General features: G+C 31.8%; 15 protein-coding genes. 7 read left to right on the top strand and 8 right to left on the bottom strand.

Annotated features, from left to right (window positions below; all coding sequences use genetic code 11):
- Positions 1-996 precede the first annotated feature (996 nt).
- Together ACWGOQ_RS21795 and ACWGOQ_RS21790 are read right to left on the bottom strand one after the other, a co-directional pair.
- Positions 997-1,305, bottom strand: coding sequence for a hypothetical protein (locus tag ACWGOQ_RS21795; RefSeq protein WP_452059873.1), 309 nt, complete (start codon positions 1,303-1,305; stop codon positions 997-999).
- A gap of 2 nt (positions 1,306-1,307) precedes the next feature.
- Entirely contained in the window at positions 1,308-2,030 is a 723-nt protein-coding gene (locus ACWGOQ_RS21790; RefSeq protein ID WP_452059874.1) for a hypothetical protein, read from the bottom strand.
- A gap of 244 nt (positions 2,031-2,274) precedes the next feature.
- On the opposite strand from ACWGOQ_RS21790, the gene ACWGOQ_RS21785 reads away from it, so the two are divergent.
- The 5 genes from ACWGOQ_RS21785 to ACWGOQ_RS21765 all read left to right on the top strand — a co-directional run bounded on the left by ACWGOQ_RS21785 (position 2,275) and on the right by ACWGOQ_RS21765 (position 6,587).
- Positions 2,275-3,243, top strand: coding sequence for a hypothetical protein (locus tag ACWGOQ_RS21785; protein WP_452059875.1), 969 nt, complete (start codon positions 2,275-2,277; stop codon positions 3,241-3,243).
- 174 nt (positions 3,244-3,417) lie between these two features.
- Entirely contained in the window at positions 3,418-4,281 is an 864-nt protein-coding gene (locus tag ACWGOQ_RS21780; RefSeq protein ID WP_027395748.1) for a sigma-70 family RNA polymerase sigma factor, read from the top strand.
- A gap of 223 nt (positions 4,282-4,504) precedes the next feature.
- Positions 4,505-4,912, top strand: coding sequence for a BLUF domain-containing protein (locus ACWGOQ_RS21775; protein ID WP_452059876.1), 408 nt, complete (start codon positions 4,505-4,507; stop codon positions 4,910-4,912).
- Positions 4,913-4,962: 50 nt separating this feature from the next.
- The gene (gene rpe / locus ACWGOQ_RS21770) at positions 4,963-5,622 is read left to right on the top strand and encodes a ribulose-phosphate 3-epimerase (RefSeq protein WP_452059877.1); all 660 of its coding nucleotides are present in this window, start codon (positions 4,963-4,965) and stop codon (positions 5,620-5,622) included.
- Complete coding sequence (locus ACWGOQ_RS21765) at positions 5,622-6,587, top strand: YpdA family putative bacillithiol disulfide reductase (RefSeq protein WP_452059878.1); 966 nt, start codon at positions 5,622-5,624, stop codon at positions 6,585-6,587. The genes rpe and ACWGOQ_RS21765 overlap by 1 nt, the downstream gene beginning before the upstream one ends.
- A gap of 190 nt (positions 6,588-6,777) precedes the next feature.
- Here ACWGOQ_RS21765 and ACWGOQ_RS21760 read toward each other — a convergent pair whose 3' ends face one another.
- The 3 genes from ACWGOQ_RS21760 to ACWGOQ_RS21750 form a co-directional block, all read right to left on the bottom strand.
- On the bottom strand, positions 6,778-7,482 hold the full coding sequence (locus tag ACWGOQ_RS21760; protein ID WP_452059879.1) for a Bax inhibitor-1/YccA family protein: 705 nt from the start codon (positions 7,480-7,482) through the stop codon (positions 6,778-6,780).
- 189 nt (positions 7,483-7,671) lie between these two features.
- Complete coding sequence (locus ACWGOQ_RS21755) at positions 7,672-8,535, bottom strand: zinc-dependent peptidase (protein ID WP_452059880.1); 864 nt, start codon at positions 8,533-8,535, stop codon at positions 7,672-7,674.
- A gap of 209 nt (positions 8,536-8,744) precedes the next feature.
- Positions 8,745-11,525: a helix-turn-helix and ligand-binding sensor domain-containing protein gene (locus ACWGOQ_RS21750; protein ID WP_452059881.1), complete on the bottom strand. Its 2,781-nt coding sequence runs from the start codon at positions 11,523-11,525 to the stop codon at positions 8,745-8,747.
- 301 nt (positions 11,526-11,826) lie between these two features.
- Here ACWGOQ_RS21750 and ACWGOQ_RS21745 point away from each other — a divergent pair, with 301 nt between their 5' ends.
- Complete coding sequence (locus ACWGOQ_RS21745) at positions 11,827-12,555, top strand: sulfite exporter TauE/SafE family protein (RefSeq protein ID WP_452059882.1); 729 nt, start codon at positions 11,827-11,829, stop codon at positions 12,553-12,555.
- A gap of 45 nt (positions 12,556-12,600) precedes the next feature.
- On the opposite strand, the gene ACWGOQ_RS21740 is transcribed toward ACWGOQ_RS21745, so the two are convergent.
- From ACWGOQ_RS21740 to ACWGOQ_RS21730, 3 genes are all read right to left on the bottom strand, one after another.
- Positions 12,601-12,786 carry a hypothetical protein gene (locus tag ACWGOQ_RS21740; RefSeq protein WP_452059883.1) on the bottom strand — a complete coding sequence of 62 codons (186 nt, stop codon included), beginning with the start codon at positions 12,784-12,786 and terminating at the stop codon, positions 12,601-12,603.
- A gap of 871 nt (positions 12,787-13,657) precedes the next feature.
- A complete protein-coding gene (locus ACWGOQ_RS21735) occupies positions 13,658-14,545 on the bottom strand; it encodes a sterol desaturase family protein (RefSeq protein WP_452059884.1) in 888 nt (295 codons plus the stop codon).
- A gap of 170 nt (positions 14,546-14,715) precedes the next feature.
- Complete coding sequence (locus ACWGOQ_RS21730; protein WP_452059885.1) at positions 14,716-14,988, bottom strand: acylphosphatase; 273 nt, start codon at positions 14,986-14,988, stop codon at positions 14,716-14,718.
- A 605-nt stretch (positions 14,989-15,593) separates the two neighbouring features.
- Between ACWGOQ_RS21730 and ACWGOQ_RS21725 the strand changes: the two genes are divergently transcribed.
- Complete coding sequence (locus ACWGOQ_RS21725; protein WP_458202869.1) at positions 15,594-15,944, top strand: response regulator transcription factor; 351 nt, start codon at positions 15,594-15,596, stop codon at positions 15,942-15,944.
- The last annotated feature ends 39 nt before the right edge of the window (positions 15,945-15,983 follow it).

Here is a 15,983-nt window from a genome sequence, read left to right as displayed (position 1 = left end):
CAAATTCATAGGTATACATAACTTTTAGCCCTATGGGTCTAATGTCGAATTTAGAAGTTGACATCTTAAAATTAGCTCCTGCCTTTAATCCTACGTTATAAAAATCCAGCTTCTCATTGAAAGCTATAATAGTACGATCAACATTATCTAACTCTTCTCCTTTAAAAGTAAATGTTCCATAAGCTGCGTTACCCCCATAAAAGAAGTTCCACCACTTTCGCGAAAACGACTTGTATACATCTAGAGATGCAACAGTTTTTCTATCATCTTCCTCTTGTCTAAATTGTTCCTGTTTTGATATATCTAAGGTTCCGGAGGCATAAATTTCAGAAGTATTCTCTCCGTTATATAATGGTTTTGCGACATACGAATTTACTGATCCGTGACTAGCAGTAGTATAAGCTTTAACCGAACCGGTAACCCTATAACTAACTCAGGATTGTAGTACTACTAAAAGTATTCCTATTTTAATACATTTTCTCATCATAATATTGCTTTTTTAATTTGTTTAGTGATTCAAACATACAAGCTATGGATTGACTATAGTTATCGAAAACACAAGAGTGAAATTTTGTTTTTGTGATAATCACAGTGCAAAAATCATATGTTCATAAAGACCAAATAAGATGATACATATGTGTATTATATACTTTTGTGGGGATACGGTCTTATTTTGTGGATTTACAACAATTAAGAAAGAATTTAGTAAGAAAAAAACAACCCCAATCTTCATTTTCTAAATATCTAATACATTCTATATGACATTAAACCCGGATTATGCATCAATAGAGTTTATACTGTTGCGATAATTACCGTTCAAAAATTATGGTATCAAAAAAGCATCTTAAAAAATAAAGATGCTTTGTTAGCCGCGATAACAATTAGTTACCATTCAATAATTAAAGTTTTTAGAGGAATTTACTTTTTCTTTCTTAAAGTAATATCTCTAAATACTCCAAGTTGTACATTACCAGTTTTAGACAAAAAAACCAACAATTATTCTTTTCTTGAGCGTACACAAATTTTTTGAGTTCTCCAATGTTTAACAAATGATAAAATTGAAGTGACTCTATTGATAGATGAGACGCTAAAAACCCCATCCTTTAGAGATCCTTTTATATATTTTGAAATCCTTTGAGTCTCTGATTTCATTAAACTAATTTTTAAAGTTTCTTTATCCAATAATTTAATACGTGTAAATAATTTTTCTTTTACCGGGATAAGCCCCATTAGGTCTCCGGTAAGTACATAAAATGCCTCGAATCCATAGTCCCCTTCGATACTTAAGTTGCTAGTGATGTTCATAATTATGATGTTTTTGATTTCCTTTTCTTTTTAAACTGCCAATTGATAAAAGGCAACGAGCGTCTGGCATTTCTATTCCATAGTCCGAACTGAAAGCCCCTTTGATCGACAGTTTTGTTAAAAACACCAACTTGAATACCGTTAAATTTTCCAGCAACATTAGATATCCCAACCTGCAAACCATTACCACTTGCAGTAATATTAGCTAGAGTAGAAAATTGAATCCCGTTAAAAACTTCAGAACCATTTACGACAGGAGCTACAGAGACTCCACTTAATTTGTTGACTACAGATATTAGAGAAACATTTAAGCCACTAAAATCAGTTCCTTCATAAAACCCACCAACGCTTAAATTCAATCCATTCATTGATAATTTAACATTTTCAGGTGTATTATTGCTCTCTAAAATATGAATTCCAGTATTATTTTTATATGTTAGACCTACAGGTAATAACTTAAATGGTATTTCTAAACCAAAAGTCATTAATAATAATGGAGCAGGATGAACAACATCTATGTTTACCCCATTTATTTTTTGATGCTCAATATTTTTATTCTTGTAATGCCCGACCCCTAATACCAATCCATTTACCTGAGATACATTAGAATGGATAGGAGAAAAACTAAATAATCTTACTTTTCCCGAAACAGAGTCTAACTTATGTTCCTGTCCAAAAGTCATTATTGAAATTAACGCTACTACTATTAGAATTTTGTTTTTCATTTTTTTGTTTTAAAAATTCAACAACTCAAAATTATTGTGATAAAAACATAAACAGAAGCAATTATCACGAAATGGAAATTATTTTTTTGTGAAAATCGCAAAAAAAGAAACGATTTAGTAATTTGCGATTAACGTAATAATCACAATCGGTAACATTTATTTTTGTGAAAATCGCAAAATTTATTTTTATTTTCTATTTTACTTTACATTGGAAAAAAAGGCCAATCATCAAAACAAAGTTTAAATGATACAGGAAAAATTTTTAGAACTCATCAAAAAACAAATCAGCTCCAAAACGTCATTAATCGATGAAGTTGCCACTGCATTGGACATAAGTTATGACGCCGCTCATAGAAGAATCAGTAAAAAGAGTAAAATATCTCTTGAAGAAGGTGTGACATTAGCTAAGTATTTTAATTTATCTATAGATCAGTTATTCTCTAGTGAAGATGAACATATCGTAGCAGTAAAAAAGACAGCTCCTGTTCGGGATATGGAAAGCTTACTTGCATATTATGAAAATTCATATAAATCGCTATCTCCTTTAATTAATAACCCAAACGTAGAGATGATTTATTCAGCAAAGGATTTACCAATTTTTTATACTTCTGATGATAATTTGCTCTCAAAATTTAAAATGTACGTCTGGTTAAAAATTATGGATTCAACCCTTAGTGATGTAAGATTTTCAGGGTTTAACCCATCCTTATCGTTGTTGGAATCAGCAAAACGTTTGGGCAACATGTACAATGATTTGAATTCTGTTGAGATATGGGATATTACCACCATCAATAGTACGCTAAAACAAATACATTTTTATTTTGAATCCAATGCACTTAGCTCCAAAGATGCTTTAGAAATATGTGATAATCTCCAGCAATTAATTATGAGAATTTCCAAAAAAATAATTGAACAAAAAGATAATTTCAAGTTTTATTACAACGAATTATTACTTATGAATAATCGTGTTTTGGTTAAGACACCTTCAGAGACATCCTTATATGTACCTTTTACTATTCTTTCTTATTACAGAACTAATGATGTTACTACTTGTAATCAAGCCGAGCATTTCTTAAAAATTCAGATGGATGGATCTAAGTTACTCAGTACAGCAGGTGAGAAAGAAAGAAACTTATTTTTTAATAAAATGTATAAGAAAATTGATGCACTAAGATCTCTAATTATCGCGAAAAACGTACTTGAATTCGAGTAATATTGTAATTCATCGATTCAGAAAACGACCAACAAAGTCAATCTATAGCACTGTAAAGGATAGCACTCAGAAAAAATAATTTTACCTTTTTGTAACATTTTAGTAACTCTATACGTATAATAAGTATATGCGAAGCCCTAAATATTCACAAATAAAATTTCAAGGATAACATAGATGAGACAACTTAAGATTACGAAGCAGGTAACGAATCGTGAGACTGCATCGCTGGACAAATATTTGCAAGAAATAGGTAAAGTAGACCTTATTACAGCAGATGAGGAGGTAGAATTGGCACAGCGAATAAAAGCTGGTGACGAAAGAGCCCTTGAAAAATTAACAAAAGCCAACTTAAGATTTGTGGTTTCTGTTGCAAAACAATACCAAAACCAAGGATTGACATTGCCTGATTTGATTAATGAAGGTAATTTAGGATTGATTAAAGCTGCAAAACGTTTTGACGAAACCAGAGGTTTTAAATTTATTTCGTATGCAGTTTGGTGGATTCGCCAGTCTATTTTACAAGCCTTGGCAGAGCAATCACGTATTGTACGTTTACCATTGAATAAAATTGGATCTATCAATAAGATCAATAAAACATATGCATTTTTAGAGCAATCTCATGAACGTCCGCCAAGTGCAGAAGAAATAGCTAAAGAACTTGATATGACTATCAATGACGTAAAAGAGTCTATGAAGAATTCTGGGCGTCACGTAAGTATGGATGCTCCTTTGGTAGAAGGGGAAGATTCTAACTTATATGATGTTTTGAATTCTGGAGAGTCTCCAAATCCAGATAGATCATTGTTGCACGAATCCCTTCGTACTGAGATTGAAAGAGCGTTAGAAACACTTACTCCAAGAGAAGCAGATGTAATCCGTTTATATTTTGGCCTAGGTGATCAGCATCCTATGACGTTAGAAGAAATAGGAGAAACTTTTGATCTTACAAGAGAGCGTGTTCGCCAGATAAAAGAAAAAGCAATTCGTAGATTAAAACATACATCTCGTAGTAAAATATTAAAAACATATTTAGGATAACTTTTTATTTCCTAAATTGCGATTACAAACAGTTTATAACATAACTGTTCGTTTTTTGATTGATGAATGACCTCCGGCTGATTACCGGAGGTTTTTTCATGTGGCAATACCATTCAACACTTACTAGTTAACCACAATAAACTCATTTTTAGTTAATTACGTTTAAAAAACGTAATTTTTAGATCAAAAAAATCGTATCTTTAATAGTCAAGATTTAGGAAATATGTGGCAAACTATTAGTTATGTAAGTACTGCTAACCAATCCTTAACAAATTCTGACATAAACGAGCTGTTTGAATATGTTAAGCACTATAACACTGATCAAAATATAACAGGAATACTGATGTATTCTGATGGTAATTTTTTTCAGGTTATAGAAGGTGAAAAAGAACAAATTCAGCAACTTTATAAAAAAATACAACTAGATTCCAGACACTATAATGTCATTAAAATCTTTGATCGGGAAATACTCAACTGCTCGTTCACTAGATATCATTCTTCTTTTAAGGTTATGGGCGAAAAATATGATCATAAGGAATTACAGCATTTCTTAAGACTAGAGAGATCCCATAACCCAGATAATTATAAAAATATTTCCTACCTGGCGAATAAATTTATGAAGCTTTCATAGTATACAGTTTAAAACTTAAATAGTACTTTTGCGAGAAACGATACAATTTTATGGCTTCAAAACTAATTGCTCCTTCAGTACTAGCAGCAGATTTTGCTAATTTACAACGAGATGTAGAAATGATCAACAACAGTGATGCGGATTGGTTTCATATCGATATTATGGATGGTGTCTTTGTTCCTAACATCTCCTTTGGAATGCCAGTTTTGAGAGATATTTCAAAACACGCGGCAAAAACAATTGATGTACATTTAATGATTGTAGATCCTGATCGATATATTAAAGCTTTTGCCGATTTAGGAAGTAATATCCTTACAGTTCATTATGAGGCCTGTACACATCTTCACAGAACGCTTCAGGCAATAAAAGCTGAAGGTATGAAAGCAGGTGTAGCCATAAACCCCCATACCAATGTAAGTTTACTAGAAGATACGATCAATGATATCGATCTTGTATGTATTATGAGTGTAAATCCCGGGTTTGGAGGGCAATCTTTTATAGAAAACACTTACAAGAAAGTACAACAACTTAAAAAAATTATTACGCACCATAATGCCAATACGATGATCGAAATTGACGGAGGAGTAAGCAATAAAAATGCCAAACAATTAGTGGATGCAGGAGCTGATGTACTGGTAGCCGGAAGTTATGTGTTTAAAAGTGAAAACCCAGTTCAAACCATTAAAGGACTGAAAGAGATAATTTCTTAATGAAGCATATAGATCTCATAATAATTGGTGGAGGTCCCATCGGTATCGCTTGCGGTCTTGAAGCAAAGAAAAAAGGTATAAAATATCTTATTATAGAAAAAGGCCCTATTGTAAATTCACTCTTTAATTACCCTGTGAATATGCAGTTTTTCTCTTCTTCTGAAAAACTGGAAATCGATGAGATCCCGTTTATAAGCAACGAGGCAAAACCAAAAAGAAATGAAGCTTTAGAATATTACCGAAGAATCGTTGCTACTAATGATCTAAATATTCATCTTTTTGAAAAAGTGAATTCAGTAAAAAAAGAAAAGAATAGCTTTCAAGTCAAAACAGAAAAACAAAGCTATACAGCATCGTATATGATTGTGGCAACAGGATTTTATGATATTCCGAATTATATGAATGTTCCAGGAGAAGGATTACCAAAAGTTTCTCACTATTATAAAGACCCACATTTTTATGCGAAACAACGATTAGTTGTCATAGGTGCCAGTAATTCTGCAGTAGATGCTGCTTTAGAATGTTACCGAAAAGGAGCCGAGGTAACCATGATCGTTAGAGGACCAGAAATCGGAAAACGTGTGAAGTATTGGGTAAAACCAGATATAGAAAACAGAATCGCAGAAGGCAATATCAAAGCATATTTTAACGCCGCAGTAAAAGAAATTTTACCCCAGCAAATTATTATAAACACACCCAAAGGAGAAGTGAGCTTAGCAAATGATTTTGTACTAGCACTAACTGGGTATACACCTAATTTTGATTTCCTTAAAAGAATTGGAATTCAACTTTCGGATAACGAAAAAATGCACCCAGAATATAACAAAAACACCATGGAATCTAACGTAGAAAATCTCTACCTAGCTGGTGTCATATGTGGTGGAATGGATACGCATATATGGTTTATAGAAAACTCTAGAGTGCACGCCAAAACAATTATACAACACATCATCTCTAAAAAATAAAACTGTTTCGTAAAGATTCTTTGGAAGCTTTAAAAAAACCTAAAATCCGGTAGTACGATCTTCAAAAGAAACGTTTGGAAGCTATAAGATGAATTGAAAAGCAAAGACTGCCCTGTGAAAGCAGTCTTTGTAGTTTTTATATATGTTAACTTATTCGTATTTCTTTACAAATTTTATTTAACAACAAACATTAGTCATTAGATAAAATGCTAAGAATATACCAAAACAATAGCATTAACGATGCAAATAATCCTAAAGACGCACCTACGTACTGGTCTTCAGAATATTTATGTACCATATTGGAGGTCTGGTATAATATAGAACCTGAAGCTAACACTACCATTCCAACACTAAACCAAAGGCCCAGATTAAATCCAAACAGCATCCCTGCTACTATCAACCCTAAAGCAATAAAAAAACCTATAGTTAATATGGACTTCAAAAAAGAAAAATCCTTTTTTGTGATCAGTACTACTCCAGACAGTCCAGTAAACAAGGACAAGGTTAATATCGCCGCTTGATTTAAAATATTACCTCCCCCATTTTCGGCTATCATCATGGCTATCCCTATTAAAGGAATAAAAATAAAAGCCTCAGCTACTACGTATAAAAGAAGTCCTAAGTATTGTTTATTAATATCATGAGTTTTATGTGCCATTTTTTCCGCATAATTTGTGGCTAACATAAATCCTCCTAACATCAATAACCATCGCCATCCTTGTGTCATTGAAAAGGCAAACTGTACCAATGGTTCGATTTGAAAAAATATCCACTCTACAATGACAAACAACAATACTGCCATCGCCAAATGTGTATAAGTCTTTTTATAAAAAGCTACTCTTTTTTCGTCAGTAAGTGAACTAACTACCGGTGCTACTTGCTGAAATTCTTCCATGTTATTCTTCTTTATTAAAATTGTTTTGTTTAGAATGATAAATATAGTTTTTATCGTTTAATATAAGTGTCGTAGCCTTTTAAAATGTTACCTGATTATTTGTTGTTTTTTAACAAATAATCAATAAACATTTAATATCCAAATTTAAAAACACTGTTGTCTATTATTACATCGTTTAGGCACAGGTTTTTAAACCTCAAAATAAGTGAAATTTAACATCCGACTTACGTAGTTGTAAATATCCGGAAATTGCTTCTTAAGCCTTTTAGGAGATTCCATAAACACCTCTACCAAAACAGCAATAAACTCAAATTTATCAGTAAAAGCATATTCTCTTAATATCTTTGTCTCTATAATTTTATTTCTTAATTCGGGAGAGGATAAGTGTTTTTCTAACTCCAGAAAAGTATCATGAAAAATTTCAGAGCTAATATTGTTACTCTTTAAAGAACAGTAATGAATTGCGTGTGTTATTTCGTGAACACCTAGATTCACCCCATCTTCCTGATGTAAGTTTCCACGATTGAAGTGCTCCCAGGATAATACTAACGCCCTGGATCTTGGATTAAATTCTCCATTATTTTGTGTCTTATTTAGAATAGAATAATAAGAAGAAGGGTATAACACAATTGTATCAACGTACTCAAGTAAATAATTGCGCATTCCAAAAGTTAACTTAACAACTATCATAGTAATTTGCATACGCTTATCATCACCTACCACAAGTCCTTCCCTTCCGACAAATTTAGTAGCTTCTAGAAACCGAACCACGCGGTGCTCAAAATATTGTTTTCTTTGTTTATCTAATTTCCTGTAAAATGTATTTGACTGTAATAGCAGAAGTAACGATTTTGGTAACTTTTTAGGAAACGGATAAAAATGCACAAAAAAGGGTTTTTTATACAATTTTACATATAACGTTTCTAAATACCTGGACACATAATAGATGCAAATAGAAATAATACCTACAACGAGTATAATACCAAGAAAATTTGGAATCCCAGGTTCTGGCTTTTCCTGAAAAAATAGTATATATAAAAAATAAAGACTCAAAAGGGCAAAGTAGGTTTATAAAGCTACAAAATAGTGCTTTTGCGATAAAAACTCTGTTAAATCAATTACTAAAACGCTCATCTGCCACCAATAGTATTAAAAAAAGATAATAAAGCTTTTACATAATAGATAAAGATTAACGAAGTGCGGTATAATTTTAGGTACTTTTGGAGCCACAATATTTTGCTCTTTGAGCAATCGATGAAAAGCTAAAACCTTACTAAAAACTGAGTTAAATTATCGTCAGAGCCAAGGTTTAATTTTTTTCTAAGTTTATGTCGGTTCACATCAACACTTTGCGGGCTAATACCTAACAATGGTGCTATCTCCTTAGACGATAAATTCATTTTAAGATATGCGCAAAGTCTTAAATCCTTAGAGGTTAACTTCGGATATTGTTTAGATAGTCTTTCATAAAATTCCTGGTGCGACTTATCAAAGTTTATTTTAAATAGTCTGCTCTCCTTATCCGTAATATAGTACTCTACAAGCCGCTTTAAATCCATATAATTTCTGTCCTGTGACCGAGCATTAGGCGACTCCTGGATTTTAACGATTTTATCTCTGATTTTTTTTAAAATCTTATTTTTATTAAGATTGACGTAAGCGATTTGAGTAAGTTCCCTACTTTTTGCTTTTATTTCGTCCTCTAATTTAGAGTTTTTCAGCTCTATTATTTTACGTTCTTGCTCTAGTTTTTGAGCCTTATATTCTTCTTCTTGTTTGTATAACTTTTCTTCTTTTTGTTTCAGTAATTTAATTTCTTGCTTTTTCATCTTGTAACGATTAATAGCATTCGCAACAAGGATCAGGCAAACAAATAACAATACGTAAAAACCATATGCCCATTTGGTTCTATATATTGGGGGTTTTATAGTAAATAAAAAAGCAGCTTCTTTCACAACATCATCATATTTTGCCTTTACATAAAAGGTGTAATCGCCTTCATTTAAGTTATAAAGTGTACGCTCTGTTGAAGGGGTCCAATCATTCCAGTCGCCATCATTTAATTTAGATTGATAGCTCACTCTTTTTCCATACATTGGTAACACATATCTTATTTTAAGATCGTTATCACGAAAGGGTATTTCCGATTTTTCTAAATAGGACACATTGCTATCTACAGACACGAAGTCGCGTATTAATACATTATCTAATCTGTTTTTTACTGATGTGAGATGCTCTCTAGTATATATTGAAAAACCATTGTAAATTGGAATAAGTTCGTGCTTATCATCAATTGTAAAAGTGTTTAAAACATCGGGTACCAGTTGCTCTTGTAATTCTTGTAGATTATCGATCTCTCCATTATTTTCAATTACGATACTTTCATTATCTAAATACCAAATCTCCTCATCTTTTTTCACGATACGAGGTGAATATCCTTTTTCATCTCCAAGTTCTTTCTTAGAAAAAGAATTATTTTTTGTTTCATACGTAAAAGAATTATATCCTGAGGTAATCACTATTTCTTGTTCTACTTTAGACATTGATAAAACTGCCCCTCCAAAATCACTTAATGGAAAAAAAGCTTCTTTCAAAAGTGTTTTTCTGTCATAATCCAAACGAAACTTAAATACGCCTTCAGACCGCAATGCCAGCCAGACATAGTTATCTTCATCTACCTCCAGATATCTAACTGATTTATTAAAACCTTGTAGTTGATACTCTTTCCAATCATTAACTTCCTTTACATATAGGGATACTCCATTATAATTTGGAGATAGTATATGGTTTTTATGATCAAGGTTCAATTCTCTAAAGTCCCAGGCACCTTTGCTGAACCCCATTTTTCTCAACTCCTTTCCATCCAGAGTATATGCTCCCGTATCATGTCCAACAAATATTTCATTATTTAGAGAAACGATATTCCATACCTGACCATTTAATAATGGTTCAAAATCGTTGGGCTCTATATTAGAATTTGTATCCAAAGCATATAGTCCCTGATTGGTCCCAAAGTAATAATAATCTTCATCCTTTACCGCCGCGTAGGTTGTCCCCAGTTTGCCGTAATCATCATAGAAATATTTTAATGAGGAGTTTAATTTCAAATAATCAACACCATAATCCAATGCTAACCAAAGGTTATACTCATTGTCCTGAAATATAGACAACACGGTATTGTTCTGCAGCCCTTTTAATTTATTAATATTCTCAATTTTTTTATTATTAATATCAAGAATATATAATCCATTAGAAACGGTACCTAACGCTATTGTGCCATCTTTAAGTTTTAAAAAAGAAAAAATTTGTGCTTTTTTAACTTCTTCAGACCTTGGAAAATTCAATGGAATCAACTCTCCATCGGTAAGCTTAAACAAGCCTTTTGTATCTGTAATAATAATTAGATTTTCACCTACATTGGTAACCCCGATAATGTGTGCATTTAAATCATCTTGATTATAAATAGGTAGCAGACTTGTTCCGGAAAGTTTAAAAACTCCGTGCTTATAATCATTTACGTATAAATCATCATTTATTTTATAACTCCATCTAAAACAGCAAGGTGCAGGTATTTTTGTAATAATATTACCTTGGTTAATATATAAATTACTAAAGGTTTGGAATATAGCTTGATCATTAACTCCGTGTATTCTCCAACATTCTTCCGAACTATCCGAAACACCTTTATCATCCCCATTTAAAATTGAAATATCATACGTACCGTACTTTTGATTTAGTAACAATCCAAACTGACCATCTGCACCAAAATAAATTGAATCCTTATTCTTAACAAATAAACTTCTATTCACCATTGCGCTATTCGTAGCTACAGGATTCCATTCAGTTCCATCAAAGATTAAAATATTGTTTTCGTTTGCTATGTATATGATTCCATTTTCATCTTGTCCGATATCCCAAGATTGCGCTCCAAACCCCATTGACTTCGTATCATAGTGTATGATTTCGGGTAAAATCTTATTTTCGATTGATTGCGAGAAAGAAAAGAATTGAAATAAATAAAACAAAAAGCAAATACGATTCATTCCATGCCGTCTTTAAGCAGAGGTAGCCTCTCAAATATACCAAAATTAATCTTAACAACGTTTACAAGAGCACAACTAAAAACAAATCAATAAACTTCCTTAATTTTTGATCTGAATTAAAAACAAAATTGTCTATACAAATAATGGTGTTTGATCTTGTAAAAGACAATACCTTTCCCTCCCTAACGAAGAAAAAAACAATAATCAACTAAACACCATCACAAAAAAGCCTAACTGATATTTATCATAAGTTTTGATGCTAATAGAGTGTACTTTTAAAATATCAACTTCATTTAGATAGATGCTTGAAAGATACTTACCCATATTTATAATACTCGCTATTCTTTCTGAGATTTTAGGAACTGTAGGAGGTTTTGGATCTTCCGTATTTTTCGTACCTGTAGCGAATTTTTTCTTAGATTTTCAAACTGTGTTAGGGCTTACCGCACTATTTCATCTATCTAGTAACATCACTAAAATTGCTTTATTTAAAAAAGGATTGGATATGAAACTTGTACTATCCTTGGGTATTCCTGCAGTTTTGTTTGTTTCTATAGGAGCATATCTGAGTAAATATTTTAATCCAAAAACACTAACATGGTTCCTTGGGTTCTTTTTAGTTGGCCTGAGTCTTTTATTCCTTATCTTCACGAATCTTAAAATAAGATCTACCAAAAAAAATGCTATTCTGGGAGGTTCTTTATCCGGTTTAAGTGCCGGACTTCTTGGCACAGGTGGAGCGATCAGAGGCATCACAATGACTGCTTTTAAAATGAATAAAGACAAATTTATCGCCACTTCTGCAGTGATTGATTTAGGAGTAGATTTTAGCAGAACTGTTGTGTATTATTTTAATGGTTATATGAATCAGGAAATTTTATATTTAATTCCTTTTTTGATTGCTGTAAGCATTCTGGGCACTTGGATTGGAAAGAAAATACTTAATAAAATATCACAGGAACAGTTCAGGAAATTTGTTTTATTCCTGATACTGGCTATTGGAATAGCAAGCGTCATTACTACTCTTTAATTTTATACTTTTCTATATACGCTACACTTTATTCTATCTTCTTATTTAAGAGGCTCCAACAAATTTTAGGAGTTCATATACCAGAAATGCTGGCCATACAATTGCTTTTAGAATTCCTAAAACGCCCATCCAAAAACTAGTGGCATGGCTTATATAATAAATAAGCGCTCCTATAATCCCTAACCCATAAACGGTATTAGATGAAGCCTTTTTTTGTACTTTTTCCTTCATTTTTTGATGTTTTTATGATATCAACTATATTGCATTCTTCCAATAGCGCAACTAATATAAGATTTTGCTTTTTTTCGTAGTTTGTTTTTGTCAGTTCCTAACGGATACCCAAGTCTGGTAAGTTCTTTTTGAACAGTTTCTATACCGTCATCGGTCTCATAATTAAAAGAAACAGTACAATCATTAACATTGACAAATATATCGCTAACTCCTTTAAGGGAATGTATTTTTTTGCTATAGTGCTTTCACAGCCACTACATTTTAAGTTCTGAATTTCTACCGTTGTTTTCATAATCAAATTTTAGTTGCATAAAAATAGGTGTGCCTACATCTTTTAACTATGATAATTATCAGTCTTTAATATACGTAAATCTGATAACTATCATTTTTTTTTCCAGCGTATTGTAGCTTCATTGAAAACAAAATACATTATAAAAACTATTCTAAATGCTACAGATTATACGGATCATTCTTTATTAGCCTTACATCATGCATTTGATCTTCGCACCAAATTGAAAGTAGAATAAATTACAGTATATATTTTTGATACTCCTTTATTTCTAGGGACTGCCATCATCAGCCCACAAAACAAAACTGTAAAAAGAGCATATACAGAATAAAATGCTATCGCTAAAAACTAGTATTCCAAGCATCTAGGAGATGATTTTGAAGATTATAAGAATACGGTACTGTGCAAATTGTTCAAATGATAATTTTGATAGCTTGTACTATCAGACACTTTTTACCATCAACTAAACACTTATTTAGAAGACAAGAAAGCAGGTTTGGTATCACCATTGGAACGTAAAAATGAAGACTTTCATAAAACTTTGTTATCAGAATCTGCTGAACTAGGCAAGCAATATCACAATTACCTTATTTTTCCTTTTTTAGTTTTTTTAAAGCCATAGGCAAGTTGACCAACAAACCCTTTAGGTATTTTCTCATCACCAGGAAAACCAATTTCAATCGTACCGCTGTCTTCTGGTATATAATTTGTTTTAAAAATATAATCCCAAAGACTTAGACTAATTCCAAAATTCACGCCATAAGAACCCTCAGGCAGTGTATATGAATGATGGTACAAATGCATCACAGGGTTATTAAGGATGTATCTCAAAGGACCCCAGGTTATTTTAATATTTGCATGATTAAAATGTCCGATAGCTATTGCTATGAAATGAACAATATAGGCCTGTTCTGGTTCAAAACCACCTAAAATCATTACTCCTATTGTTTTTAGAGGTTTGTACAATATATTTTCCATCCAGTGATACCGGAGATGCGCGGCAAACCCCATTTCCTTTACAGAATGATGAATCTTATGAAATTTCCAAAGAAATGAATATTTATGAAGCAATACATGTGTAAACCACTGTACAAAATCTAGTATAATAAAAAAGATAAGTAGCTGAATCCATTCCGGAAATACTGAAAGATTAATAATCGTCAAACTTTCTGAAGAAATACCTATATCATTGAAAAACACATTTAATAACCGATAAAAACCACTAATCACAATAGCAAAAACAAAAAAATTGAAAAACATATAAAGCGCATCTAACCAAAAGTCCTTCCTAAAAATAGATTGCTCTTTTCTCCAGGGAAATACTATTTCTAATCCCCATACCAATACCGAGATTGCAACAAGACCCCAAAAATAATTAGTGTACCAAGGAACATTGCATATAACGGAGTTCCAGGTCCACTGAATATTATCAACAAAAGCATTGCTAAATGCATTTAAATACCTCTCCATAAGTCATTGTTTTTATCAAAAAACATCATATTTATATGATATGGACTATCAAAATAACTTTTTTACTATTTACCTATTGATTTAAAAAGTTAAATATAGTGGATATCTACCGGGGTTTCAGTAACAAAGGTTACAGTTTCTAGAAAAGCATCAAACTTAACAATTAATGACTAATATAAAATTTCAAAATGTTGATATTGTACCGTATCAGCTTCTTTATAAGAAACATCTGACACTTCTGCAAACTGAGGACCATCGGCACACCACTTTAGGAAATTTTTGAGTTGATGCTCTTCTCCTTCGGCCTCTATATAAACACTGCCATCAGATTGATTTTTTACAGTTCCTTTCACGCGTAATTCTGTGGCTTTTTCCCAGGTACTTTTTCGATACCATACACCCTGAACTTTTCCCTTAACCAAAATATTATAATGTCTAATCATACCAAATTATTTATTATTTCCCTTTTAACCAATCCCCATTGATTGATGAGAAGAAAATGCATTCTGAAAGTTAAAAAAAACAATTGAATATTCCCTTAAATAACAAAAGTCAACACTCAAAAAATACATGTTTTGTACTTTGCTTTTTCACAAAAAAACTCGAATGATTTGAAAAAATTTTTAACTTAAGAAGTGATTCAATCCCTATCCCTAAATTCTAAACAAATCTATCTTAACACATTATGTTATAAATATAAATTGTTTATGTATACTACCTTAGCAAGTAACATCCTCCATATTATTAACAAATAAATCAAAATTAAATATTTTGTTTGTATTGTTTAAAATCACACGTTCCTTTTTTAGGCTTTAGCAGAATTAATTAATGGATTTTCTAAATTTAAGGTATTGTATTTATGTAGAAGCAGAGAAGAGCTTATCGCAAAATTTCAAGATAAAAAGAACATTTCTGAGATTGTACTTACGGATATTAATTTACATAAAACGAATGGAATTGAGACAACCTTAAAACTCAAAAAAGAATATCCAAAAGTTAAAGTTCGAGCCCTTTGTACTGAAAGGAACACAAAAAAGATTCTAAGTGTATTACAGGTAGTGTAAAAGGTTACCTACCGAAAGACACAGAAAAGAAGATATTAGAAAAAGCACTTATCGAAATACAGGAAACAGGGTTCTACCACACTAAAGATGTCACTAACCTATTATTACATTCATGCTATGCTAAAAAAGAAAACAGCAGGATACTCAAAGAACGGGAAATTGAATTTGTAAAACAGACTTGTACCAATAAAACCTATAAAAAAATTGCCAGTGATATGTGTATCAGTCCAAAAATAATAGAAGGTTATCGAGATGCTGTATTCGAAAAATTAAACCCAAAAAACAAGACAGCTATAGTAATCTATGCTATTAGAAATCAAATCGTTATACCATAACTAGAAATTAGTTGCTATTCTGTCTTTAATCTCAAACAT

The sequence above is a fragment of the Aquimarina ulvae genome (genome assembly GCF_053613295.3).
This window is presented reverse-complemented; position numbering and strand designations above follow the sequence as displayed.

What these genes read in the sequence shown, in the direction of transcription:
- ACWGOQ_RS21745 (WP_452059882.1), top strand. Translation starts at nt 11,827, where the DNA reads ATGCTTGAAAGATACTTACCCATATTTATAATACTCGCTATTCTTTCT.
- rpe (WP_452059877.1), top strand. Translation starts at nt 4,963, where the DNA reads ATGGCTTCAAAACTAATTGCTCCTTCAGTACTAGCAGCAGATTTTGCT.
- ACWGOQ_RS21760 (WP_452059879.1), bottom strand. Translation starts at nt 7,482, where the DNA reads ATGGAAGAATTTCAGCAAGTAGCACCGGTAGTTAGTTCACTTACTGAC.
- ACWGOQ_RS21765 (WP_452059878.1), top strand. Translation starts at nt 5,622, where the DNA reads ATGAAGCATATAGATCTCATAATAATTGGTGGAGGTCCCATCGGTATC.
- ACWGOQ_RS21730 (WP_452059885.1), bottom strand. Translation starts at nt 14,988, where the DNA reads ATGATTAGACATTATAATATTTTGGTTAAGGGAAAAGTTCAGGGTGTA.
- ACWGOQ_RS21790 (WP_452059874.1), bottom strand. Translation starts at nt 2,030, where the DNA reads ATGAAAAACAAAATTCTAATAGTAGTAGCGTTAATTTCAATAATGACT.
- ACWGOQ_RS21780 (WP_027395748.1), top strand. Translation starts at nt 3,418, where the DNA reads ATGAGACAACTTAAGATTACGAAGCAGGTAACGAATCGTGAGACTGCA.
- ACWGOQ_RS21795 (WP_452059873.1), bottom strand. Translation starts at nt 1,305, where the DNA reads ATGAACATCACTAGCAACTTAAGTATCGAAGGGGACTATGGATTCGAG.
- ACWGOQ_RS21750 (WP_452059881.1), bottom strand. Translation starts at nt 11,525, where the DNA reads ATGAATCGTATTTGCTTTTTGTTTTATTTATTTCAATTCTTTTCTTTC.
- ACWGOQ_RS21785 (WP_452059875.1), top strand. Translation starts at nt 2,275, where the DNA reads ATGATACAGGAAAAATTTTTAGAACTCATCAAAAAACAAATCAGCTCC.
- ACWGOQ_RS21735 (WP_452059884.1), bottom strand. Translation starts at nt 14,545, where the DNA reads ATGGAGAGGTATTTAAATGCATTTAGCAATGCTTTTGTTGATAATATT.
- ACWGOQ_RS21775 (WP_452059876.1), top strand. Translation starts at nt 4,505, where the DNA reads ATGTGGCAAACTATTAGTTATGTAAGTACTGCTAACCAATCCTTAACA.
- ACWGOQ_RS21740 (WP_452059883.1), bottom strand. Translation starts at nt 12,786, where the DNA reads ATGAAGGAAAAAGTACAAAAAAAGGCTTCATCTAATACCGTTTATGGG.